Raw genomic sequence first — 23,657 nt, 5'->3', positions numbered from 1 at the left:
TCTGGGCGAGTAAAGAGCGGCATAGGAATAGGATCCTTTATCCCCGTGCTTTGCCAGTGAGGTTTGCCGGTTTCAGGTCTTCTGCGGCAACGGCTTGACCTCCGGCTGCTCGCTCTGGAATTCCTTTGCCATGCCCATGAAGCCGCGGACGAATTTCTGCATGATGCCGAGCGTGCGGTCGACATCTGCGTCGCTTGGCAGGCTCGATCCCTTGTTCGAGGCAACGGTCTTTTCCAGCTTGGTCACGCGGTCGGAAAGACGGTCCAGCTCGTCGTCATAGGCGGCGCGCTCGTCAGCGGCCATGCGGCAGACGAGGTTGCCTGTCTGATCCTGGCAGATGGACATCGCACCGGTCTGCCGGTCGAGGCGGATGAAATGATCGCCGCTGCGCTCCAGCTGGAAGCGTGCCGTATCCTGTTCGGCTGATAGAGCCGGCGTTGAGAGAAGAAGAGCGGCTGGCATAAGCATGGCCGCAAGGCCGATTCCCAATTGCTTCATCATGTCATCCCCCGGATTTTCTGCGTTAAAATATCAAATCCACCACGGAAACCGTGGACATTGGCCGATGTTTTCGTGCAAAGCCCTATCACGACAGGTTTACATAGGGATGATGACCGCCATGCCAGTGGTTTACAAGATCGTGCCGGATGCCCTCTGGCAACAAGCCAGACAAACCGGTGTTTTTCATGGCGCGGCAATCGACCTGACCGACGGTTTCATTCATCTCTCCACGGCTAGGCAGGCGGTGAAAACCGCGGAGCTTTATTTCGCCAGCCAGACGGGCCTGCTGCTGGTGGCGGTCGATGGCGATGCGCTTGATGATAAGCTGGTGTTCGAACCCTCGCGCGGCGGCGATCTCTTTCCGCATCTTTATGCGCCTCTGCCGCTTTCTGCCGTGCTTTGGGAAAAGCCGCTGCCCATCGGCGCGGATGGCGCGCATGTCTTTCCGGAGATGGCGGAATGATCGACGCCTTTCGCGACCTTGGCCGACGCGGCCTCTTTCTTTTTGACCCGGAAACGGCGCACGGCATGTCGATTGCGGCGCTGAAGTCCGGCCTCATGCCGACCTGCCGCCTCAATGCTGATCCGCGGCTGCGCCAGACCGTGGCCGGGCTCGACTTTGCCAACCCCATCGGTATGGCCGCCGGCTTTGACAAGAATGCCGAGGTGCCGGAAGCGCTTTTGAGGCTCGGCTTCGGCTTTACCGAAATCGGTACAGTGACGCCGAAGGCGCAGGCCGGCAACCCGCGCCCGCGCATCTTCCGTCTGGTCGAGGACGAGGGCGTCATCAACCGTCTCGGCTTCAACAATGAAGGCCATGAGGCGGCGCTTCGCCGGCTGCAGGTGATCCGGGGCAGTGGTATCATCGGCGTCAATATCGGTGCCAACAAGGACAGCACCGACCGCATCGCCGACTATGTCGCCGGTATCCGCCGCTTCTATTCGGTGGCCCGCTATTTCACCGCAAACATCTCGTCGCCCAATACGCCGGGCCTGCGCGATCTGCAGGGACGCGAGAGCCTGTCGGCGCTGCTGTCGGCCTTGCTCGCCGCGCGAGACGAAGAGGCAGCGAAGGTCGGGAAACGCATTCCCGTCTTCCTCAAGATCGCGCCTGACCTGACAGAAGAGGGCATGGACGATATTGCGGCGGAAGCCCTGTCTCATGCGCTTGACGGCCTGATCGTTTCCAACACCACGCTTTCGCGCGACGGGTTGAAGGATCAGCGGCAGGCAAAAGAGGCGGGCGGCCTTTCCGGCAAACCGGTCTTCGAGAAGTCGACCATCGTCTTGGCGAAGATGCGCCGCCGGGTCGGCAGTGCGCTCCCGATCATTGGGGTTGGCGGCGTTTCTTCGGCCGAAACGGCGCTCGAGAAGATCAAGGCGGGCGCCGATCTGGTGCAGCTCTACTCCTGCATGGTCTATGAGGGGCCGGGTCTGGCAGGTCAGGTCGTCTCCGGCCTGTCGAAGCTCATCGACCGTGAGCGCGTCGGCTCCATCCGAGATCTCCGCGATACCAGGCTCGACTACTGGGCGAACCGGAACGTTTGATCGGCCCGCGTCTTCAGCCCCATGGCCAGGAAGATGCCGCGGAACAGCAGAAAGGCGTTCATGGCCATCCACAGGCCGTGATTGCCGAGCGTCGGCACCAGAACCGCCAGTGCCACGAGGTAGCCGCCGAACGACATCAGCATCTTGTTGCGCATCTCGCGCGACCATGTGGCGCCGATGAAGACACCGTCCATCAGGAAGGCAAGCGCGCCGGTGAGGCCGGTGACGGCCGCCCACGGCAGATAGGTTTCGGCAGCAAGGCGAACATCCTCCGAGGTCGTCAGCAGGCGGATCAATGCCGGGCCGAGGGTGAAGAAGAAGATGGCGGCGGCCAGCGCCAGTCCGAAGGACCAAAATCCCGTCAGCTTCAATCCGCGCTCGAAGGCTGGCCGATAATTGGCGCCGATCGAGCGGCCGGTGATTTGCTCAGCGGCGTTTGCCAGCCCATCGAGATAATAGCCTGATAGCAGGAAGAAGTTCATCAGCACCGCATTGGCCGCCAGGATGACTGCGCCAAAGCTGTTGCCGATGCGCGTCATCAGCGTGAAGGCGCCGATCAGCACGAAGGTCCGGATGAGAATATCGCGATTGAGCGCGAAGAGCTGCGTGAGCTTGGCGCGCGACAGCAGTTCGGCGCGTGCCGGCCGCTTCTCTCCGGCAAAGCTGCGCAGCACGATGGCAAGCCCCAGCAGTGTGCCGCTGGCCTCGCCGATCAGCGTGCCCCAGGCGACGCCGGCCACGCCCCAGCCAAGCCAAAGACCAAGCCAGATCGCCAGCACGATGTTCACGCCGTTGATGACTGTCTGCAACAGCAGCCCGATGCCGCCCTGGCCACGGCCGAGCACGAAGCCGAGCAGCGCGTAATTGGCAAGTGCTGCCGGACCCGAGAGCATGCGGATGGAAAAATAGGTGCGCGTCGCTTCGGCGATGGCGCCTTGCGGCCCCATCAAGGCGATGCCGAGCCAGAGCAGGATGGGTGACAGCAGCACGATCAGGGTGCCGGAGCCAAGTGCCGAGATCATGGCACGCCAGAAGACGGCTTGCTGCTCATGTCGGTCACGACGGCCATAGGCCTGGGCGGTGAGACCCGTGGTCGAGGCGCGCAGGAAGTTGAAGCTTGCGAAGATGAGATCGAACAGCACCGCGCCGATCGCAAGCCCCGCCAGCGCATCCGGCTGGCCGAGATGGCCGACCACGGCGGTGTCGACTAGGCCGAGCAGCGGCGTCGTCATGAATCCGAGGGTCATCGGGAGCGCGATCGACAGCACGAGCCGATGCGTTACGTCGAAGGGCAGGATCCTTCTTTCTCCCTCTTGAATATCCATGTCTGCTTTGTGCCTCCTCAATCCGAGGACAGCACCATGGACCAATAGGGCTTGCCACCGGAAGAGGGGGAAGAGGAGAGAGCGACACCAAGCCCGTCATATTTGCCGAGCATGTTGTGCAAATGCTTTGGCGAATTGATCCAGGCCGTTACCGCCGCGTTCACGTCGCGCTGGCCCTCGGCGATGTTCTCGGCGGCCGGCAGCTTGACGCCGCTTGCCTTGACCCGCTTGCCGAAATCGTCGCCGATGCCGATCAGATGCTCCATCTTGCCGGCATCCGCCATGCGCCGCGCCTGGTAGGCGGCGGCGTTGCTGGCGGCTGCATCGATCTTCAGCGGCGGCAGCCCGTTCTTGGCGCGCAGCGCATTGACGAGCGGCAGGGCTGACGCGGTCTGGTCACTGGCCGGCGTATTGGAAACGCGGGCAGGCGGCGTGGCGCAGCTGGCGATGGAGGCGGCGAGCGCAAGCGCGGCGAGGCGCAGCGCATAGCGGCGCGGGTAATTTAGTGTCTGGGAATTCATGTCAGCGGCGATGATTGAACAATCGGAGGATGATGAAGAGCGGGATGACGATGGTGGCCCCGAGCATCAGATAATCGCCGAATTCGCCCAGCGCCGCAAAGCCGCTGTGCCAGAGATCGACGACGAAGCGGCGGAAGCCATACAGGAAATCGAGCGGCCGCCAGCCGAAGAACTTCATGAGGAAGCCGACGACGAGCGACACGACGATGAGCTTCACCACCGTGCGTCCCGGCGAATCGCCGAGGAATCTGTTCACCTGATCGGACATGCTGACGTCTCCATAATGGCAGTCGGTTTTGAGATAGGGCTGCGGCCCGCAACGCGCAAGCGCTTTTGCCCGGCACTCATCTCAAACACGCGTCTGCCTGAAATAGGACTTGAGTTTTTTTGTGGCCGCGCGCAAAGCCGGACGTCAAACAGGATGAAAACCATGCTGCCGAGCCAGCTTTCCTCCGGCGATGTCATTGCCGACCGCCGTGCCGACTACGCCAGGATGCTTGCGGAAAGCGGTGAGCCCGCCAGCGCCGCCGAGTTGATGGAGCAGGCGCTGGAGCTGGTGCCGGGCTGGGCCGCCGGCTGGTTCACCCTTGCCACCTATCGCGAAAAGGCCGGCGACGCGCCGGGCGCGATCACGGCGCTGAATGAGGTGCTCGCACTCGATGCGGGCGATGTCTTCGGCGCCCGCCTCAAGCTTGCGGTTCTCGGTGGCGCCGATATGCCCGACCGGCCGCCGAGCCTCTATGTCGAGCGGCTGTTCGATGACTACGCCGATCGCTTCGAGACTTCATTGGTCGGGAAGCTTGGCTACAGCGTGCCCGGCAAGCTTGCGGCCCTGATTGCCGCGACGGCCGAAATCCCCAAGCATTTCCGCCTTGCTGTGGATCTCGGTTGCGGCACGGGGCTGCTTGGACCAGAGATACGCGGCCGCGTGGATCAGCTCGAAGGCTACGATCTGTCGAAGGGCATGCTCGTAAAGGCGGCCGAGAAGCACGTCTATGATCATCTCGGTCAGGCGGATCTGTCGCTGGAGCCTTCGCTGTCCGGCATCTTCGATGCTGGCCTGGCGCCGGCGCGTGCGGACCTCATCACCGCCGCCGATGTCCTGATGTATCTGGGCAATCTGCAAGGGGTGATGGCGATCGTGCGTGAGCTGGCGGCTGACGGGGCCGTCTTCGCCTTTTCGGTCGAGGATGCAGAGCAGCCGGCGGGCTATGTGTTGCGCGATTCCCTGCGTTTTGCCCATTCGGAAGCCTATGTCAGGGAGATATTGGCCGAGCACGGCTTCGCGGTGCAAGATTTGGCACGTAGCGTCATTCGCATGGATGGCGGAAAACCGATCCATGGCATTCTGTTCATTACGCGCAAATCCACCTGATTATTCGAATCTTGCGAATATCAAATAGGTCAGTATTGCTTACATATTTTCTCTTGATTGTAACCGAGGCTTTCAGCAGAAAGCCCGGGAACAAAGGGGAAAGCACATGGCGAACGCAAGGAGCGCTTTTGGCGTCTGGAATACATCCGCGACCCGGCATTCGCTGGTTGAGGATATCCAGGGCATATTTTCCGGAAGCCTGGTTTCGGCGCTCGGGCTTTTCTGCCTCTCGAGCGCGGGCCTTTTGACCGGCAGCACTGCCGGCGTCGCCTTCCTGCTGCATTATGCCATCGGCGTGAATTTCGGCCTGGCCTTCTTCGTGGTCAACCTGCCATTCTTCTATCTGTCGCTGAAGCAGCTCGGTCCTACCTTCACCATCAAGACCTTCATCGCCATTGCTTTGACCTCGCTGCTTTCCAACCTGCAGCCGCTCCTGTTCAACGTTGCCCATATCAATGCGCTATGGTCGGCGCTTCTCGGCGGCATCCTGCTCGGCTTCGGCTTGCTCGCTCTTTATCGCCACCGCGCGAGCCTCGGCGGTGTCGGCATATTGGGGATTTATCTGCAGGAGCGTTTCGGCATCAGGGCAGGGCTGGTGCAGCTCGCGGTCGACCTGTGCGTACTCGCAGTCGCCTTCGCTGTGACCACGCCTTTCGTGGTCATCTGCTCGGTCTTGGGCGCAATCGCCCTCAATCTCTTCCTCGCGATCAATCACCGCTCGGATCGTTACATCGCCTTGTAAGGGGCCAGCGATTTACTGTTTGCGGGTCTCGTCGGATTCAACGATCGCGGCTTCGTGATACCAGCTGTCAAATGCAGCCGTCGCGATGCTTGCGCCGATATCGGGTGTGAGGTTGACCTTCGGGCGCTGGTTCACCGCCGTCGGGCGGGCCGCAACGGGAAACTGATAGATCTTTGCCGTTTCATGGCGAGCAATGAATGCCATTCCTTGTCTCTCCCTTTTGGTTTTCAAGCGGGCGCGCTTGAAGAGACAACTCATATATAGCAAACCCCAAGGCAAATATCAGCATTTTGCTCAAAAAAAATGCTAAACGTTGAAATTATAGGCAATTCCCTTTTGGCGAGACCCGCCGCCGCTGTTTCCACCTGCCAATTTTCCAGGCTGAACCCCACCGATAGGGGTGCGACAAGTTGGCAGCCCTCTGGTGTCGGGCAGCTCGCGATTCGAAAAGAATCCGGCATTTAGCGCCCGGAAATTCCCGCAAAAGCTCCAGAATTGTAAAAACTTCGCGGATCGAATGGGATGTCTGCGCGATCTGGCATGTCAAATGCATGTCATATGGCAGCCGCTTGTAGTGAAGGTTTTTTCGGCGGGCGCGCCGGCAATTTTTTCTACTTCGCCTGATTAACTGTTATGAGGTGCGTTAATGACGAAATATAAGCTCGAGTACATCTGGCTCGACGGGTACACCCCGGTGCCGAATCTGCGCGGTAAAACGCAGGTCAAGGAATTTGCCGATTTCCCGACGCTCGAACAGCTCCCGCTCTGGGGCTTCGATGGTTCGTCGACGCTGCAGGCCGAAGGCCGTAGCTCGGATTGCGTGCTGAAGCCCGTCGCCATCTACCCGGACCCGGCTCGCACCAACGGCGTACTCGTCATGTGCGAAGTCATGATGCCGGATGGCGTTACGCCGCATGCATCCAACAGCCGCGCAACCATCCTCGACGACGAAGATGCATGGTTCGGCTTCGAGCAGGAATACTTCTTCTACAAGGACGGCCGCCCGCTCGGCTTCCCGGAATCCGGCTACCCGGCTCCGCAGGGTCCGTATTACACCGGCGTCGGCTACAGCAATGTCGGCGACATCGCTCGCGAAATCGTCGAAGAGCATCTCGACCTTTGCCTGGAAGCCGGCATCAACCACGAAGGCATCAATGCCGAAGTGGCCAAGGGCCAGTGGGAATTCCAGATTTTCGGCAAGGGCTCCAAGCGCGCTGCCGACCAGATCTGGATGGCTCGCTACCTGCTGCAGCGCCTGACGGAAAAGTACGGCATCGACATCGAGTTCCATTGCAAGCCGCTCGGCGACACCGACTGGAACGGCTCGGGCATGCACTGCAACTTCTCGACCAAGTTCATGCGCGAAGTCGGCGGCAAGGCCTATTTCGAAGCGCTGATGGCTCAGTTCGACAAGAACCTCGAAGCTCACATCGCCGTCTACGGCCCGGACAATGACAAGCGTCTGACCGGCAAGCATGAAACGGCTCCGTGGAACAAGTTCAGCTACGGCGTTGCCGACCGCGGCGCTTCGATCCGCGTTCCGCACTCCTTCGTCAAGAACGACTACAAGGGCTACCTCGAAGATCGTCGCCCGAACTCGCAAGGCGACCCCTACCAGATCGCTTCGCAGGTTCTGAAGACCATCTCGGAAGTTTCGACTGAAGGCTTCGCTTCGGCTGCTGCCTGATAACGTCTTTGCTTGGCTTGCTGAGCATGGGAAAATCAACAAAAGACGCGGGGCTTCGGTCCCGCGTCTTTTGTTTTGGTGTTATCAAATGGCGGTAATGCTCAGTCTCTCTTAAGTTCTCGCTGCCAACACCATATTCCGTCATCCTCGGGCTTGACCCGAGGATCCACGCCCAAGCTGCCGCTATACAAGAGGGGTTTGGTGCGCGTCGCCTCAAGGGATGCGCTTTTCGCCGCGCCGATCTGCCCGTGCCTGGATCCTCGGGTCAAGCCCGAGGATGACGGAGTTCAAGGGAGAGCTCCGGGCCACATTAAGCTCAGAGAAACCAGGCTCAAGCTGCCTTGTGCGGCGGATCGATCGGATGCTGCGAGCGGAAGCCGACGGCAAGGCGGTTCCAGACGTTGATCGTGGCGATCGCGACGGTGATCTTGACGATGTCCTCTTCGCTGAAATGCTGCTTCAGCGGCTCGTAGTCCGAATCCGGAATGCCGGTCTGGGCAATCCTGGTCACGGAATCGACCCAGCGGAGCAGGGCACGCTCGCGATCATCATAGACGGGCGATTCCCACCAGACGCACATCAGGTTGATCCACTGCTCGCTGAGGCCGTCGTGGCGGGCTTCCTTCACATGCATGTCGACGCAATAGGCACAACCATTGATCTGCGAGGCGCGAAGCTTGATCAGGTGGATGAAGCGGCGCTCAAGGCCCGAGTTCTGGACGAAGTTTTCCAGCGCAGCGACGGCCTTGTAGGAGTCGGGCGAGGCTTTGGCAAAATTGAAACGGGGATGCATGGTCTTCTCCTTGGGTTCTGATTCTTGTGTGTTCAGGTTCTGGTCTTGCGTTCATGGATCTCGAGAAAGGCGCAGCCTCTCGCATTGATGCCGCCGTCCGTATCCGTCTCGCGGAGATCGGTCAGCACGTCGGCGATGCTCGTCTTGGCCAGTTCGGCCCGATAGACGCGCTCAGCCGCCAGCATCGCGATGTTGATGCCGCATGGCTTGACGAAATAGCGCCCCTCCAGCGGGTTCGGGCCGCGTTGGCGGATTTCCGAACAGCGAAAGGCAGGCGCCGGACCTTCGGCAGCCAGCACGATGTCAAGCAGGGTGATGGCCTCCGGCTTGCGCGCGAGCCGATAGCCGCCCTTCGGTCCCGGCACGGTATCGAGAATGCCGGCGCCAGAAAGCGCCTGCAGATGCTTCAAGAGATAACTGACCGAGACGCCGTGAAATTCGGCAAGGGCCGCCGCCGAGAGCACGCTGCCATCCGACAGACCCGCCAGCATGCTGACGCAGTGGATGGATTGTTCGACACCGTCTCCGAGCTTCATGTCTTGGCCTCTCTAATCATGGATATTTTTTATCTATGATTATTTTGGGAGTCAATTCTTTTTTTGAACGAGGCCGTGGTTGGCGTGAAGTCTGCGTGTGTCGGAGCCTCTGATACCCCCCTCTGTCACTGTCGCGACATCTCCCCCACATGGGGGGAGATTGTTTGGAGCATGCCGATCCTTCAGCAGAAACAATGACTGTTGTTGCAGCAGATGCGATGCTCTCTTGAGATAGGAGTGACCCGCGGGTTGCCGATCTCCCCCCTTGTGGGGGAGATGTCACGATAGTGACAGAGGGGGGTGCACACTCTCGGTGGGCTCCAGGCCAAAGATGCGAACTCAAACATCCGCAGCTTCTCTTCCCAAGCATATCCATTACATTTAGCCCCATGGATCAGATCGACACTGCGCAGCCTCTCGCCTTGCCTGCACCCTTTCTTCGCTGGTTTGCGGAAAAGGGCTGGCAGCCGCGCGCGCATCAGCTCGAACTGCTGGCCCGTGCCGAGGCCGGTGAAAGCACGCTGTTGATCGCACCCACCGGCGCGGGCAAGACGCTTGCCGGCTTCCTGCCGTCGCTCACCGATCTGACCCGGCGCGGCAAGATCCCGCCAGGCTCGGCCTTCACCGGCATCCATACGCTCTACATCTCGCCGCTAAAGGCGCTTGCCGTCGATATCGAGCGCAATCTCATGAAGCCGGTCACGGAGATGGGGCTGTCTGTGTCGGTCGAGAACCGCACCGGCGATACGCCTGCCGGCAAGCGCCAGCGCCAGAAGCTCAATCCGCCCGATATCCTGCTGACCACACCGGAACAGGTGGCGCTGCTGCTTGCCAATCGCGAGGCCGAGCGCTTCTTCAAGGATCTGAAATACATCGTCTTCGACGAATTGCATTCGCTGGTCACCTCCAAGCGCGGGCATATGCTGTCCCTTGGTCTCGCTCGCATCCGCAGGCTTGCGCCGCATGTGCAGACGATCGGCCTTTCAGCCACGGTCGCCGATCCGATGGATCTGCAGAAATGGCTTGTGGCGCAGCAGCCGGGAGAGGACCGCCATGCCGGCCTCGTCATCGTCGATGGTGGCGCCAAGCCGGATATATCGATCCTGTTGACGGAGCAGCGCATCCCCTGGTCGGGTCACTCAGCCAAATACGCGATCCCCGATATTTACCGCGAGCTGAAGGCGCATCGCACCACGCTGCTCTTCGTCAACACGCGCTCCCAAGCCGAAATGCTGTTTCAGGAGCTGTGGTCGGCGAATGACGACAATCTGCCGATTGCGCTTCATCACGGCTCGCTCGATGTCGGCCAGCGCCGCAAGGTGGAGGCGGCCATGGCCGACAACCGGCTGCGCGCCGTCGTCGCCACCTCGACGCTCGATCTCGGCATAGACTGGGGCGATGTCGATCTCGTCATCCATGTCGGGGCGCCAAAGGGGGCGAGCCGTCTCGCCCAGCGCATCGGCCGCGCCAATCACCGCATGGACGAGCCGTCGAAGGCGATCCTGGTGCCGGCCAATCGCTTCGAGGTGATGGAATGCCAGGCGGCGCTGGATGCCAATTATATCGGCGCGCAGGATACGCCGCCGATCGGCGCCGGCGCGCTCGATGTGCTCGCCCAGCATGTGCTCGGCATGGCCTGCGCTGAGCCTTTCGACATGCTGGAGCTCTATGATGAGGTGCAGAGCGCCGCCCCCTATGCCGATCTCTCCTGGGAGACCTTCGAGCGCATCGTCGATTTTGTCGCCACCGGCGGCTATGCGCTCAGAACCTATGAGCGCTATGCCCGCATCCGCAGGACGCCGGAAGGGCGCTGGCGCGTTTCCAATCCGCAGGTGGCCCAGCAATATCGCCTGAATCTCGGCACGATCGTCGAGGAAGCAATGCTGAATATTCGCATGGTCAAGCGCAATGCGCTGGGTTCACTCGGGCGAGGCGGTGCGCCGCTCGGCAAGGTCGAGGAATATTTCGTCGAGCAACTTGCACCCGGTGATACCTTCCTCTTTTCTGGCAAGGTGCTGCGCTTCGAGGGCATCCGCGAAAGCGAGTGTTTGGCCTCGCAGGCCTTTTCGATGGACCCGAAAATCCCCTCTTATGCCGGCGGCAAGTTTCCGCTCTCGACCTATCTGGCCGATCAGGTGCGGGCGATGATCGCCGATCCCGACCGCCGACACCGCCTGCCGGATCAGGTGCGCGACTGGCTGGAAATCCAGAAGGAAAAATCGCTGCTGCCGAAGCGTGACGAGTTCCTGATCGAAACTTTTCCACGCGGCAGCCGCGCCTACATGGTCGCCTATCCCTTCGAGGGACGCCTGGCCCACCAGACGCTCGGCATGTTGCTCACCCGAAGGCTGGAGCGCGCCGGCGCCAAGCCGATGGGTTTCGTCGCCACCGATTATTCTCTCGGCATCTGGGGACTGGAGGATATGGGGCTTATGATCGCCAACCGCAGGCTCAGCCTTGCCGATCTCTTCGACGAGGATATGCTGGGCGACGATCTCGAAGCCTGGCTCGACGAATCCTTCCTGCTGAAGCGCACCTTCCGCAATTGCGCCGTCATTGCCGGCTTGATCGAGCGACGGCATCCCGGCAAGGAAAAGACCGGCCGTCAGGTGACGGTCTCCGCCGACCTGATCTATGACGTGCTGCGCAGCCACGAGCCGGATCACATCCTGCTGCAGGCCACGCGGCAGGACGCGGCGACTGGGCTTTTGGATATTGGCCGGCTTGCGGATATGCTGAAGCGAATCAAGGGCCACATCATCCATCGCGCGCTGGATCATATTTCTCCGCTCGCCGTGCCGGTGATGCTGGAAATCGGCAAGGTGCCGGTGCCCGGCGAGGCTCACGATGTCCTCCTGGCCGAAGCGGCTGACGATCTGATCCGCGAGGCGATGGAATAGGCAGGCAGCGAAATAGACGATGAAGGTAGATTGTTAAGGTGATGAACCGCCTGGCCCTAGCGCGAGACATGAACGGTCAAGGGAACGGCGCGACATCAGCGTCGGGCGTCGATACCGTCGTTCAAGGTGTCGCCGCCGTTTGTGATCCGCTCGGCGCGCTCTATCTGCCTGAGGCCGGTATCCTCGTCGTTTCCGATCTGCATCTGGAAAAGGGTGCCGCCTTTGCCCGCCGCGGCATGCTGTTGCCGCCTTACGATACACTCGCGACACTGACCGTTCTCTCCGCCGTCATCTCTCGATACGATCCGAAACTCGTGGTCTCGCTCGGCGACAATTTTCATGATCGGGTTGGCTCACGGCATCTGCCCGAGGAGTTTCGCGACCTGATCGTCACCATGGCGCGTGGCCGCGAATGGATCTGGATCAATGGCAACCACGATCCGGATGGTACGGTCGATCTGCCCGGCCATTCCGTCGACGAGATGCATTATGGCGGGCTGACATTCCGTCATGAGCCGAAGTCTGGTTTGCAGGCTGGCGAGATTGCCGGCCACCTGCATCCTTCCGCCACCGTCCGTCGTCGTGAAAAGTCGGTGCGCCGCCCGTGCTTTGCAACGGATGGCGCCCGCCTGCTTATGCCCGCTTTCGGCGTCATGACCGGCGGCCTCGACCTTCGGCACAAGGCCATGGCCGGTCTGTTTGAGCGGGAGAGCCTGATTGCCCATCTGCTTGGCCGTGACCGCATCTATTCCGTGCGGTTCGGCAATCTGTCGGCCTGAAGCAACTCCAGAAAAAATGCGCAGCGGTTTTTCGTCCGGAATTGCGCAGCTATCTCAGGCAGCTTTCATCGGCTCGTAGCGCAGGATCACCCCGCCGGTCTTGAGCACTTTGGATTCGAGCAGCTTCAGCGGCACCTGTTCCGTTGCCGGCTTGAAATGCGGGTTGCCGCCACCCAGAATGACCGGAACGAGGCAAAGGCGGATCTCGTCCACCAGTCCGGCCTTGAGCAACACATCCGCCACCTCGGCACTGCCGAAGACGAACATGGTCTTGCCGGGCTCATTCTTCAGTTTCTTCACTTCAGCGGCGATGTCACCGACGACGCGGCTATTGTTCCAGTCCGCCTTGTCGAGCGTCCGCGAGGCGGCAATTTTGGCGATGCTGTTCATATAGGCGCCGATCTCGGGCGCTTCCGTCGCGGTCGGCCAATAGGCGGCCATGCCTTCATAAGTCTTGCGGCCGAAGATGAGGAGATCGCCTTCGTTGCCGAACTCGGTCGCCAAATGCTCCAGCTCGTCACCCCAGACGAGCATGTGAAAATCGATGTCCCAGGGCTTGGTTCCCTCGAAATAGCCATCGAGCGTCATGAGATTCCAGACAACAAGCTTCCTCATCATTTTCCTCCATCGTGATAACCGTATCATAATTAAAACTGGTTGCTAAAAGCAAGCAGTTGAAAATTAGTCAGACTGATGGCAAAATGCAAGCAGTTTTTTGGAGACCCTTATGGACGCATTGCATCGCTCCGGCTGCCCGATCAATCTGACCCTGGAAATCCTCGGCGATCGCTGGAGCCTGATCGTCATCAGGGACATCATGTTCGGCAATCGCCGGCATTTTCGTGAGCTGTTGCAAGGGTCGCAGGAGGGCATTGCGTCGAATATCCTTGCCGACCGGCTGAAGAGGCTGGTCGAGCGCGGGCTTCTCACCCGCGAAGATGATCCCAGCCACAAGCAGAAAGCTATTTACAGCCTCACGGAAATGGCGATCGACCTTGTGCCGCTCTTTGCCCATATGGGCGCCTGGGGCCGCAAGCATCTTCCGGTGTCTGAAGAACTGTCGATCCGTGCCGAGCTGCTCGAAAACGGTGGCCCGAAGCTATGGGAAGAATTCATGGACGAGCTTCGTGCCAAACATCTCGGCAAGGTGCTGCCGCCGGGCACGCCTTCTGTGCTCGGCCGATTGACGGAGGCCTATCTTGAAGTCGTAGATCGGAAGAAAAGCGGTTGATCAGTTTTTCCGGAACATGAAGCTGGCGCCCCATCCCGTCACCAGAGCCAGCAGCACAGAGAAGACGCCATAGGCGATCGGCCGTTGATGCGCCGCGTCGGTTATCATCTGCTCGATGCCCGTCTTGATGACCCGCAACGGCAGGGATTTTTCGTTCAGGAACTTGCCGCTCTTGAAGAGATAGGCACGCACCGTATGCACGCCGTTCGGCACGTCGGCCGGAAGCCTCAGGGTCGCCTTGAACAATGTGGAGCTGACGAAGCGAACGCCGGCCGGATCGCTCTCGTAGAGGCCGCCTGCCGTTTGCAGCCGCCGAAAGGCCTGCCGGAATTCCGGCACATCGGCGACATTGCCGACAAAGCCTACAGGGGTGAGGGGAATATGGTCGACGCCGATGCCGCGGTCGCTGAGTTCGAGCGGAGCGGTGATATTGTCGACCGCACGCGTGCTCGACAGCGAATAGGCCTGCGGCACATGCTCGAAGGTCATCGAGCGAGTGTTGACCCAGATACCGAAGACGCGCTCTTTCCTGCGCACGGTGGCATTCTCGCGTGGCCCCTCCAGCACGACGACGATGTCGTATTGGCCGATTGCCAGAAGCAGCTGATCGGTGTTGGAGAGCGCGCCGAAGATCGTCAGATCGGCGCCGGCAAAGTCCGAGGTGATGGCGATTTCGCTGGTGGAGGTACCGATCTCCATCGTTTCCCGCGATGTGTTCGAGGTCGTGGGCTGGTCGAGCAGCACCTGTGCCTGGGCGGCAAGTGGCGCGAGCAGCAAGGTCGTGGCGAGGAGCAGCGCGAAACCTCTCATCGGCTCACGCCTTCCAGCACGACCGAATAGACGTCTGCCGGCGTGACCACCAGGGCTATCGCCAGACGCAGCCCGACGGCGAGAACAAGGAGACCGAGCAGGGCGCGAAGCTGCTCGCCGCGGAGCCTTTGGCCGACGCGCACGCCGTATTGGGCGCCGATGACGCCCGCAACCATCAGCAGGAAGGCCAGCACGATATCGACGGAATAGTTGGTTGCAGCCTGAACGATGGTGGTGAAGGCCGTCACGAAGATAACCTGGAACAGCGAGGTTCCGACAACCACGTTCGTCGGCACGCGCAGCAGATAGATCATCGCGGGCACGAGGATGAAGCCGCCGCCGATACCCATGGGGGTCAGCATGCCGACGAAGAAGCCGAGGCCGATGATGGGAATGGCGCTGAGATAGAGCTTGGATTTCTTGAAGCGGAGCTTCAGCGGCAGGCGCTGCACCCAGCTGTGATGACGCGGCTTGCCCGTTGCCGGCGGCAGTTTTCCAGCGGCACGGCGCATGGCCCGCACGCTCTCCCACAGCATCAGGGTTCCCACGGTACCAAGCAGGAGCACGTAGATCAGCGAAATGATCAGGTCGATCTGGCCCAGGCGTCGCAGCAGCACGAACAGCCAAAGGCCGAACGTCGCGCCTGCCAGGCCGCCGGCAAGCAGGATCGAGCCCAGTTTCAGATCAAGCGAGCCGCGACGGAAATGGGTGAGCGCGCCGGAGACCGAGGAGGCAACGACCTGATTGGAACCAGTTGCGACCGCAACGACAGGCGGGATGTTGTAAAAGATGAGGAGGGGCGTGATGAGAAAACCGCCGCCGACGCCGAACATGCCGGAGAGGAACCCTACGGCTGCGCCCATGCCGAGAATAATAAAGATATTCACCGACAGTTCTGCGATCGGCAGATAGATCGTCACGCGTTGTTCCCATTTGCAGGCATCTCGGCGCGGTGGCCGGAGCCCATTTCCCCTTTAAACGGCGAAACCTAATCTGAAATCATTGCCAGAGCCTTAGGAAAAGCCATGCGGCTTCAGCTTTCGAATTGCCGGCCTCACTCTAGGTCATGAACTCATAAACCTGGCGTAATCAGACGTTGAAGAAGCCCCAGCCATCTGCTCGACCTTGATATGATCGCGCCAACGCGTCCAAGCGCTCTTCGGTGTCAGTGATGGCACTGCAGGTTGGAGTCATTTCCTTCGATACCGTTACGTCCCAGGGGTTCGTTTCTCGCTCGACTTCTTCCACTGCGATGGCAAACCCTTCCGTTTCAGCCACTTGGGCGAAAGCGTCAGCCGATATTTTGTCAGGGAAGATGTGGCAGAAATCAATGGACCGAGGCGAGCCGAGGTCGTTCCCATCAGATTCGATTTTCCGTAGGATTGTGGCGTTGTCTTCAAACAATGACATCGGCACCTCGTAACGCAGGTTGACACTTTGGAGACGTAACACGATTCCGGATTACCTCGAAGTACACTTCAAAATCGGCATGAGTCGATGTGACAGACTTCGAGTGGCTGATAGCCTACATTCGTCTCATCTTACGCCATTACGAGTCCACGACGTAGCACGACCATTTTCGCATTTCTGTGACGCCGGTGGCGCAATCGGTGAAGATAGTGGTGATGCCGTCGAAACTCCCCAGAAACGACAAATGCCGGCGTGGTGGCGCCGGCATGCCGATGTCTTGAATTCCACAGGAGCCGCAAGGGCCTATTTGTTGCGGGCGAGAAGCTCCTTGACGACCTGATCGGTCACCCGACCGTCGGATGGCAGGCCGACTGATTTCTGGAAGCTCTTCAGTGCCGCCACGGTCTTGTCACCCATGGCGCCATCGGGCGCACCGGCATCGAAACCATTCTTGTTCAGAATTGCCTGGATGTTGCGGATGGCCTTTTTCATGTCGATGGAGGCGGTGTTCACACCCTTGCCGGTGGTCCATTCGTCGGGGATGTCGGTGCCGTTGGCCTTGGGGTCGGCCGGCTGCACCTTCCAGAGATCGACCTTGGCACGTGCGCTCTCAAGATCGGCCGGCTTCATCGCATTGGCGACTTCGTCACGCTTCTGCGCCGCGTCCTTGTCACCACTCTTTGCGGCAATCGCGAACCACTTGTAGGATTCCTGCAGATCCGTCTTCACGCCATTGCCGCGTGCGTAAAGGATCGCCAGATTGAACTGGCTGTCGGAGACGCCGAGATTGGCGGCGCGGATGAACCAGTTTGCCGCCGAATCATAGTCCTGCTGGCCGACCGTGCCGGAAGCGTAGAGCACGGCAAGGTTATGCATGGCGCTGGCATTGCCCTGATTGGCTGCCTGATCGTAATATTCCTTGGCCTTGGCAAGATCGCGGTCGATGCCGTTGCCCTTCTCATACATGCTGGCAAGCCGGTACTGCGCCGGTGCATAACCCTTGTCGGCCGAAAGCTGATACCAGTTTGCCGCCTGCTTGAGATCTGCCGCGACACCGCGGCCATCCGTGTAGCGCGCGCCGATCTCGAAGAGGGCCACTGGGTCGCTGGATTTGGCGGCGGTCACGAGCGATGGCGGCTGAATGCCATCCGGCACCTGGATATCCGCGGCTGCCGGAGCAGCGGCTGGCGCCGTCTTGTCGGTGGGGACGAAGGCTGCCGTTTGCTGTGCAGAGGGCGCGCTGCCGGCCGGCGCCAGGGTTTCGCCTGCCGTCTGGTTGCCATCGAGAGGAGCCGCTGCTGTCAGATGGTCGCTTGTCGGGGCAACTGCCGCCGTGGCCGGAGCCGCCGCGGGTTGGGCCTCGGGCGCTTCCGTTGCGGAAGCCGTTGGTGCTGCGGCCTGATTGGCGGCCGGCGCCGGATTGTTGCTCGTCGGAGCCGTATTGATGGCGACGCTGTTGGTTGCCGCGTTGTCTGCGGGCGCAACCATCGTCGAAACTTCAGCGGGCGGAGGCGCCTTCTGGCCGCGCGTCAGCGTGTTGACCAGCGGGAAAGCCATGATCGCCAGCAGGGCCGCGCCGATGGCAAGCAGGATCGGACGGCGGAAGCGCGAGAACGCACCACCCTTCTTCGCATCCTTCTTGGAAGAAGGTGCCGAGCGCTGTGTCTGGTCGACCTCGACCGCTGCCGCCTGGGCGGCACGGCGGGCGGCCGCGATATAGTCGGCGCGCTCGTTTTCGGTTGGTTGGCGGCCGCCACGCGTGGAATTCTGGCTGGCGCGCACGCGCTCCAGGATCTTCTTGATGTCCGGTGCGCCCGAGCCTGGCTCAAGCAGCTCGTTAGCCTCTTCGCCGGGCATCATGTCGGCAGCGTCGATCGACGGGGCCTGATCGATGACCGTACGGTCCGGCGGGAAAATCGGTTCTGCCTTTTCGGGCGTGAAGAAACGCTTGCCGAGACCGGCAAGGAGACCGGCCTTCGAGCCGCTCTTCTTTGCGGCAGCCTTGATCTCGGCCTTCGTATTGGCATCGATCGCTTCGGCAACGGCGGCTTCGGAAGAGGCGACGGTTTCCGCCGGCGCAACCGTGCGGATGATCGGGCCGGCCTTCTGCGGCGCAGCCATCGGCGGCTTGATGGCAGGCGCGTCTTCTTCGGCGAAGACATCGCTTTCGAAGGCTGCTGCGGGCATGGCGGGTGCCGGCCTGCGGTGTTCCATATGGTCGAGCCGATCGGCGATCTGCAGCAGCGTGCCGTGCAGCGCCTCGAAGGTGCGGTGGGTACGCTCGTCGCTGGCGCGGCTGAGATCTTCGAGATGGCGGAGGTCTTCGGCAAGTGCCGTCAGCGCCGCCATGTCGCCGGCCTGCGCGCCGCCGCCGATCCCGCCTTCGCGCGAATAGGCCTCGACGACAGCTTCGGCCGCATGGCGTGCGGCCTCGATGATGTATTCGTCATTCGTCGCCATATAGTCTTCGATGGCGCCCATCCGGCGGTCGAGATCGACAGGGATATGATCGACGGCGGCTCGTGGCTCGTTGACGAGCAGCGCGGACAGGTGGGCAATCTGATCTTCGAGATTGCGCAACGCCTGTGTGTCCGTCGCCGGTGCCGCGGTGCTGGCTTCCAGCCGCGCCGCGATATCGGAGAGGCGGCCTTCCAGCCGGCGGGCCATTGTGTCGTCCAAGCCTGCTGCCGCGACCGGCGGGTGATAGTCAATCTCGTCGATACGGCGGGCAAGGTAATCCAGCCGGTCCGCCAGCACATTGCCGACGGATCCATGTTCCAGCGCATCGATCTTGTGGGAGATGTCGGCGAGATAGCTGACGAGTTCTGGCTGCGGTGTGACCTTCTGCGAGCGCTCCATCAGGTGCGAGAGCTCATCGATGCGTTCCTCAAGGCGGGCAACGGCCTTGGCGCCGCCCAGCTCATCGATGCGCATGGCAAGCGCTTCGAGACGGCCGGAAAGATCATCGGCCGGCTGGCGCTGCGCGGCATCACGGCTCATGAGATCGATCTGGTTGGCAAGGCCGCCGATGCGCCCTTCCAGGCGCTGCATCGCCTGGTCCTGCGGCTGCATCATGCTGCCAAGGCTTTCCATCGCGGTTGCGATCGTCAGCAGCTTGTTTTCGAGCGCATGCACGGCGGGGCTGTCGTTCATGCCGCCGAGGTGCTGCTTGATATCGTCGAGGCGGTAGGCGAGCGAGACGAGTTCATCCTGCAGGCCTGATGTATCGATCGCCTTTACCTGGCGCTCGACATGGTGGAGCGATTCCTCGCGGGCAAGGCCGTCCATCAGCGAACGCAGCTCGTCGAACTCGGCCTTCAGGCCCGCCGTTTCCGGTTGCCCGGTGAGCTGGTTGATGCTGTCGGCAAGCCGCGCCATGTCTTCGCGCACGTCTGCTGCAAAATGCTTGTCGCCGGCATGTTCGCGGATATCGCGGATTTCGGCGCGCAGCGCGCCGACTTCGCGGGTCACGCTCTCGGCGATGTCGCGCTTGAGATCCTGGCGAAGATTGACAAGCGCCTGGGCGATGTCGATGGAGCTTTCGGCGGCCGGCCGCTGGGGCTGGCGCGGGTTATAGGGATCGAGCGGACGGCGGGCCGGCTGGGGTTCGGCCTGCGTGATTTCCTCGCGGCGGGCATGCAGCCGCTCGCGGTTTGCTTCAAGTGCGCGCTGGCGCTGGCGGATTTCCGCGAGCGGATCGGGGCGGACATCGCTCTCCTGACGCTCGGCGCGCAGCGGACGCTCATAGGGTCGGCTGACGGGAATCTCGCGTTCGGTGCGTGGCGGCATGCGTTCGGGCGGGGCGGCACGCACCGGCACGGCGCCATAGCCGGCCGCGACGCGCTGGTGCGTCTCCCGCGAGGCGGCGGTGCCCATCAAACCCTCGATGCGGGCCTCCAGCCCTTCGATGGTGCGGCTCAAAGCATCCAGCGACGCCCAGTCGCCCGTGCCGGTAGGATTTGATCGCGATCCGCTCATGTCTTTGCTCGCTTCGAACTATGGACCACTCGGGCCACCGGACCGACAGGGTGAAGACATCGCGGCATCTCCGCGCTGTCCGCATCCCGCCATCGGGAAAGGGATAAATGTATTGGCTTTCCTCAAACCGAGCCGCAAAACGGCGTCCCCCAAAGGATAAGATGAAGAAACGCGAAGCATTGCTGCTCAACACATACAATTTACGAAACGTGGTAAACAACTCGTTAAGTTTCGTCGAAGTCTTAACCTTTTATTCTGGTTCTGCTCTCGAATGGCCTGCTATTCTTATGTTCCGGCTGCATCGGCGATCTCAGGAGCGGTATTTTGCCTTGCCTCCATCTTGGGAGCCGGCTCATCGCTTCACCAAAAATTCAGCGCTCGATACAGATTTGACGTTTACGCAAACGTCAATATTTTGTAAGAGTAATGCAATGGCCGGAATTTGAGGTCCGGCGGCGAATTGGAGGAATTCGAGAAATGCCAGTCTACAAGGCCCCGGTGAACGATACGCTGTTCGTCCTGAACGATGTGCTCGGGCTGGAGCGCTACAACAATCTTCCGGGCTATGCCGACGCCACGCCCGACATGATCGAGGCGATCGTCGGCGAGGCGGCCAAGATTTCGGAAGAGGTGCTCTTCCCGCTCAACTATTCCGGTGATCAGGAAGGCTGCGTGCGCCACGACGACGGCACCGTGTCGACGCCGAAGGGCTTCAAGGAAGCCTATGACGCCTATCGCGAAGGCGGCTGGCTGGGTCTCGCCGTGCCGGAGGAATTCGGCGGGCAAGGGCTTCCCTATGTCCTGCACTGTGCCGTCGGCGAATATACCTCCGCCGCCAACATGTCACTGATGATGTATCCGGGCCTGACGCAGGGCGCGATCGCCGCCATCCTCGTGCATGGTACCGACGCACAGAAGCAGACCTATCTGCGGAAGATGGTCGAGGGCAGCTGGTCGGGCACGATGAACCTCACCGAGCCGCATTGCGGCACCGATCTCGGCCTCTTGCGCACCAAGGCGGTGCCCCAGGCCGATGGCAGCTACAAGATCTCAGGCCAGAAGATTTTCATTTCCGCCGGCGAGCACGACATGACGGACAATATCGTCCATCTCGTCCTTGCCCGCATCGAAGGTGCGCCCGAGGGCACCAAGGGCATCTCGCTCTTCATAGTGCCGAAGTTCATCGTCAAGGAAGATGGCTCGCTCGGTGCGCGCAACCCGGTCTCCTGCGGCGCGATCGAGCACAAGATGGGCATCCACGGCAATGCGACCTGCGTGATGAACTATGACGAGGCAACGGGCTTCCTGATCGGCGCCGAGAACAAGGGCCTCAACGCCATGTTCGTCATGATGAACGAGGCACGCCTCGGCGTTGGCCTGCAGGGTCTGTCGATTGCCGAGATCGCCTATCAGAATGCCGCCAACTATGCCCGCGAGCGCATTCAGGGCCGGTCGCTCTCCGGCCCGAAGGCGCCGGACAAGAAGGCCGATCCGATCATCGTCCATCCCGATATCCGCCGCTCGCTGATGACCATCCGCGCCTTCAATGAAGCCGGCCGCGCCTTCCTGCTGTGGACGGCGCTGAAATCCGATATCGCCCATCGCTCCCCGGACGAGAAGGACCGTCAGGCAGCCGACGATATCCTCGGCCTCGCGACGCCGATCCTCAAGGGCGTCATGACCGACAAGGGCTTCGAGCACGCCGTCATGGCGCAGCAGGTCTTTGGCGGCCACGGCTATATCGAAGAGCATGGCATGAGCCAGTATGTCCGCGATGCCCGCATCGCCATGATCTATGAGGGCGCCAACGGCATCCAGGCGCTCGACCTCGTCGGCCGCAAGCTGGCGCTGAACGGCGGCCGCGCCGTCATGGCTCTCTTCAAGGAAATCGGCGATTTCTGCGAAGAAAACCGCAACGACGAACAGATGGCTTTCTATACCAAGCATCTGAAGAAGGGCTTGAATGACGTGCAGGCCTCAACCATGTGGTTCATGCAGAACGCCATGGCCAAGCCCGACAATGCCGGCGCCGGATCGACCGACTACATGCACCTCTTCGGCCTCGTCGTCCTCGGCTATATGTGGGCGAAGATGGCAAAGGCGGCGCAGGATGGCCTTGCGGCTGGCAACAGTGCGCGAGAGGATTATCTGAAGAACAAGCTTGTCACGGCGCGGTTCTATATGGAGCGCATCATGCCGGAAACGGCACTGCGCAAGGCCCGCATCGAAACCGGCGCCGACACCATGATGGAACTGGCTGCGGAAGCCTTTTGATCAAGGCGGCCTATGCCGCCGCAGGGAGATGAGACATGACCGAGGTTTTCATTTACGACCATGTGCGCACGCCGCGCGGGCGGGGCAAGAAGGATGGGTCGCTGCATGAAGTGCCCTCCGTTCGCCTCGCCGCCAGGACGCTGGAGGCGCTCCGCGACCGCAACGGCCTCAACACCGAAACCGTTGACGACATCATCATGGGCTGCGTCGATCCGGTCATGGAAGCCGGCGCCGTCATCCCGAGGGGTGCCGCCTTCGAGGCCGGCTATTCCACCAAGGCGCCCGGCATGCAGATTTCCCGTTTCTGCGCCTCCGGTCTCGATGCCGTGAATTTCGGCGCGGCCAAGATCGCGCAGGGAGCGGACGATATCGTCATCGCCGGCGGCGTCGAAAGCATGTCGCGCGTCGGCTTGGGCATGTCGGGCGGTGCCTGGTTCATGGACCCATCGGTCAACTTCCCGGCCTATTTCATGCCTCAGGGTGTCTCGGCCGATCTCATCGCCACCAAATACGGCTTCTCGCGCGATGACGTCGATGCCTATGCCGTCGAGAGCCAGAAGCGCGCCGCCAATGCCTGGGAAAAGGGTTACTTCAAGAATTCCGTCATCCCGGTGAAGGACATCAACGGCCTGACAATTCTCGATCGCGACGAGCACATGCGCCCCGGCACCGACATGCAGGCGCTGGCTTCGCTCAATCCGTCCTTCCAGCTTCCGGGCGAAATGGGCGGCTTCGAAGCGGTCGGCATCCAGGCGCATCCGGAAGTCGAACGCATCAACTACGTCCATCACGCCGGCAATTCCTCCGGCATCGTCGATGGCGCTGCCGCCGTGCTGCTCGGCTCCAAGGCGGGTGGGGAAAGCATGGGGCTGAAGCCGCGTGGCCGCATCAAGGCGTTCGCCAATATCGGCTCCGACCCGGCGCTGATGCTGACCGGCCCGGTCGACGTTACCGAGAAGCTGTTGAAGCGCAGCGGCCTGACGCTTGCCGACATCGATCTGTTCGAGCTCAACGAAGCCTTCGCCGCCGTCGTGCTGCGCTACATGCAGGCCTTCGACATCGAGCATGACAAGATCAACGTCAATGGCGGCGCCATCGCCATGGGCCATCCGCTCGGCGCCACCGGCGCGATGATCCTCGGCACCGTGCTGGACGAGCTGGAGCGCCGCGACCTCAATACCGCGCTGGTCACGCTTTGCATCGGCGCCGGCATGGGCACGGCCACGATCATCGAACGCGTCTGAGGA

The 23,657-nt window shown here is 61.2% G+C and carries 22 protein-coding genes; 10 read left to right on the top strand and 12 right to left on the bottom strand.

Features of this window, described 5'->3' with window-relative positions:
- Positions 1 to 72: 72 nt before the first annotated feature.
- A complete protein-coding gene (locus tag A6U86_RS26405) occupies positions 73 to 498 on the bottom strand; it encodes a hypothetical protein (RefSeq protein ID WP_198929094.1) in 426 nt (141 codons plus the stop codon).
- 109 nt (positions 499 to 607) lie between these two features.
- Between A6U86_RS26405 and A6U86_RS26400 the strand changes: the two genes are divergently transcribed.
- Entirely contained in the window at positions 608 to 964 is a 357-nt protein-coding gene (locus A6U86_RS26400; protein ID WP_068397361.1) for a DUF952 domain-containing protein, read from the top strand.
- Complete coding sequence (locus A6U86_RS26395; protein WP_068397358.1) at positions 961 to 2,049, top strand: quinone-dependent dihydroorotate dehydrogenase; 1,089 nt, start codon at positions 961 to 963, stop codon at positions 2,047 to 2,049. Before A6U86_RS26400 ends, A6U86_RS26395 begins: the two co-directional genes overlap by 4 nt.
- Here the strand turns inward: A6U86_RS26395 and A6U86_RS26390 are convergent.
- From A6U86_RS26390 to A6U86_RS26380, 3 genes are read right to left on the bottom strand one after another with little or no spacing between them, the layout of a single operon-like run.
- On the bottom strand, positions 2,025 to 3,374 hold the full coding sequence (locus tag A6U86_RS26390) for an MATE family efflux transporter (protein WP_068397356.1): 1,350 nt from the start codon (positions 3,372 to 3,374) through the stop codon (positions 2,025 to 2,027). The two genes, A6U86_RS26395 and A6U86_RS26390, sit on opposite strands and share 25 nt — an antisense overlap.
- A gap of 17 nt (positions 3,375 to 3,391) precedes the next feature.
- Positions 3,392 to 3,895, bottom strand: coding sequence for a CAP domain-containing protein (locus A6U86_RS26385; RefSeq protein WP_068397354.1), 504 nt, complete (start codon positions 3,893 to 3,895; stop codon positions 3,392 to 3,394).
- 1 nt (position 3,896) lies between these two features.
- Positions 3,897 to 4,163 (bottom strand): DUF6460 domain-containing protein, encoded by a 267-nt coding sequence (locus tag A6U86_RS26380; protein ID WP_068397352.1) that lies wholly within the window; start codon positions 4,161 to 4,163, stop codon positions 3,897 to 3,899.
- A gap of 162 nt (positions 4,164 to 4,325) precedes the next feature.
- Between A6U86_RS26380 and A6U86_RS26375 the strand changes: the two genes are divergently transcribed.
- Both A6U86_RS26375 and A6U86_RS26370 read left to right on the top strand, forming a co-directional pair.
- Positions 4,326 to 5,270 (top strand): methyltransferase, encoded by a 945-nt coding sequence (locus A6U86_RS26375; RefSeq protein WP_068397909.1) that lies wholly within the window; start codon positions 4,326 to 4,328, stop codon positions 5,268 to 5,270.
- Between the two features lie 106 nt (positions 5,271 to 5,376).
- A complete protein-coding gene (locus A6U86_RS26370) occupies positions 5,377 to 6,012 on the top strand; it encodes a YitT family protein (RefSeq protein ID WP_068397349.1) in 636 nt (211 codons plus the stop codon).
- Positions 6,013 to 6,024: 12 nt separating this feature from the next.
- Here the strand turns inward: A6U86_RS26370 and A6U86_RS26365 are convergent, their stop codons facing one another.
- On the bottom strand, positions 6,025 to 6,216 hold the full coding sequence (locus A6U86_RS26365; protein ID WP_068397346.1) for a DUF2735 domain-containing protein: 192 nt from the start codon (positions 6,214 to 6,216) through the stop codon (positions 6,025 to 6,027).
- 442 nt (positions 6,217 to 6,658) lie between these two features.
- Here A6U86_RS26365 and A6U86_RS26360 point away from each other — a divergent pair, with 442 nt between their 5' ends.
- On the top strand, positions 6,659 to 7,699 hold the full coding sequence (locus A6U86_RS26360) for a glutamine synthetase beta-grasp domain-containing protein (RefSeq protein WP_068397343.1): 1,041 nt from the start codon (positions 6,659 to 6,661) through the stop codon (positions 7,697 to 7,699).
- Between the two features lie 331 nt (positions 7,700 to 8,030).
- On the opposite strand, the gene A6U86_RS26355 is transcribed toward A6U86_RS26360, so the two are convergent.
- Both A6U86_RS26355 and A6U86_RS26350 read right to left on the bottom strand, forming a co-directional pair.
- Positions 8,031 to 8,492 carry a carboxymuconolactone decarboxylase family protein gene (locus A6U86_RS26355; protein ID WP_068397340.1) on the bottom strand — a complete coding sequence of 154 codons (462 nt, stop codon included), beginning with the start codon at positions 8,490 to 8,492 and terminating at the stop codon, positions 8,031 to 8,033.
- 32 nt (positions 8,493 to 8,524) lie between these two features.
- Complete coding sequence (locus A6U86_RS26350; protein WP_068397337.1) at positions 8,525 to 9,028, bottom strand: Rrf2 family transcriptional regulator; 504 nt, start codon at positions 9,026 to 9,028, stop codon at positions 8,525 to 8,527.
- 389 nt (positions 9,029 to 9,417) lie between these two features.
- On the opposite strand from A6U86_RS26350, the gene A6U86_RS26345 reads away from it, so the two are divergent.
- Both A6U86_RS26345 and pdeM read left to right on the top strand, forming a co-directional pair.
- On the top strand, positions 9,418 to 11,928 hold the full coding sequence (locus A6U86_RS26345; RefSeq protein ID WP_068397334.1) for a ligase-associated DNA damage response DEXH box helicase: 2,511 nt from the start codon (positions 9,418 to 9,420) through the stop codon (positions 11,926 to 11,928).
- A 41-nt stretch (positions 11,929 to 11,969) separates the two neighbouring features.
- On the top strand, positions 11,970 to 12,707 hold the full coding sequence (gene pdeM / locus A6U86_RS26340; protein WP_068397331.1) for a ligase-associated DNA damage response endonuclease PdeM: 738 nt from the start codon (positions 11,970 to 11,972) through the stop codon (positions 12,705 to 12,707).
- Positions 12,708 to 12,761: 54 nt separating this feature from the next.
- Here the strand turns inward: pdeM and A6U86_RS26335 are convergent, their stop codons facing one another.
- Positions 12,762 to 13,322 carry a dihydrofolate reductase family protein gene (locus A6U86_RS26335; protein WP_068397906.1) on the bottom strand — a complete coding sequence of 187 codons (561 nt, stop codon included), beginning with the start codon at positions 13,320 to 13,322 and terminating at the stop codon, positions 12,762 to 12,764.
- A 112-nt stretch (positions 13,323 to 13,434) separates the two neighbouring features.
- Between A6U86_RS26335 and A6U86_RS26330 the strand changes: the two genes are divergently transcribed.
- Complete coding sequence (locus A6U86_RS26330; protein ID WP_068397328.1) at positions 13,435 to 13,938, top strand: helix-turn-helix domain-containing protein; 504 nt, start codon at positions 13,435 to 13,437, stop codon at positions 13,936 to 13,938.
- Here A6U86_RS26330 and A6U86_RS26325 read toward each other — a convergent pair whose 3' ends face one another.
- From A6U86_RS26325 to A6U86_RS26310, 4 genes are all read right to left on the bottom strand, one after another.
- Positions 13,939 to 14,748: a TIGR02186 family protein gene (locus tag A6U86_RS26325; RefSeq protein WP_068397325.1), complete on the bottom strand. Its 810-nt coding sequence runs from the start codon at positions 14,746 to 14,748 to the stop codon at positions 13,939 to 13,941.
- Positions 14,745 to 15,668, bottom strand: a complete 924-nt coding sequence (locus tag A6U86_RS26320; RefSeq protein ID WP_068397323.1) for a sulfite exporter TauE/SafE family protein — start codon at positions 15,666 to 15,668, stop codon at positions 14,745 to 14,747. Before A6U86_RS26320 ends, A6U86_RS26325 begins: the two co-directional genes overlap by 4 nt.
- A 169-nt stretch (positions 15,669 to 15,837) precedes the next feature.
- Positions 15,838 to 16,158 carry a ribonuclease E inhibitor RraB gene (locus A6U86_RS26315; RefSeq protein WP_068397903.1) on the bottom strand — a complete coding sequence of 107 codons (321 nt, stop codon included), beginning with the start codon at positions 16,156 to 16,158 and terminating at the stop codon, positions 15,838 to 15,840.
- Positions 16,159 to 16,461: 303 nt separating this feature from the next.
- Positions 16,462 to 20,136, bottom strand: a complete 3,675-nt coding sequence (locus tag A6U86_RS26310; protein WP_068397320.1) for a peptidoglycan-binding protein — start codon at positions 20,134 to 20,136, stop codon at positions 16,462 to 16,464.
- A gap of 477 nt (positions 20,137 to 20,613) precedes the next feature.
- Between A6U86_RS26310 and A6U86_RS26305 the strand changes: the two genes are divergently transcribed.
- Both A6U86_RS26305 and A6U86_RS26300 read left to right on the top strand, forming a co-directional pair.
- Positions 20,614 to 22,410 carry an acyl-CoA dehydrogenase C-terminal domain-containing protein gene (locus tag A6U86_RS26305; RefSeq protein WP_068397319.1) on the top strand — a complete coding sequence of 599 codons (1,797 nt, stop codon included), beginning with the start codon at positions 20,614 to 20,616 and terminating at the stop codon, positions 22,408 to 22,410.
- Positions 22,411 to 22,445: 35 nt separating this feature from the next.
- Positions 22,446 to 23,654 carry an acetyl-CoA C-acetyltransferase gene (locus A6U86_RS26300; protein WP_068397316.1) on the top strand — a complete coding sequence of 403 codons (1,209 nt, stop codon included), beginning with the start codon at positions 22,446 to 22,448 and terminating at the stop codon, positions 23,652 to 23,654.
- Positions 23,655 to 23,657: the final 3 nt, after the last annotated feature.

It is taken from the genome of Rhizobium sp. AC27/96 (genome assembly GCF_001692325.1).
Taxonomy (GTDB): domain Bacteria; phylum Pseudomonadota; class Alphaproteobacteria; order Rhizobiales; family Rhizobiaceae; genus Rhizobium.
The sequence above is the reverse complement of the archived record's forward strand: the minus strand, read 5'-3'. Positions and strand labels throughout refer to the sequence as shown.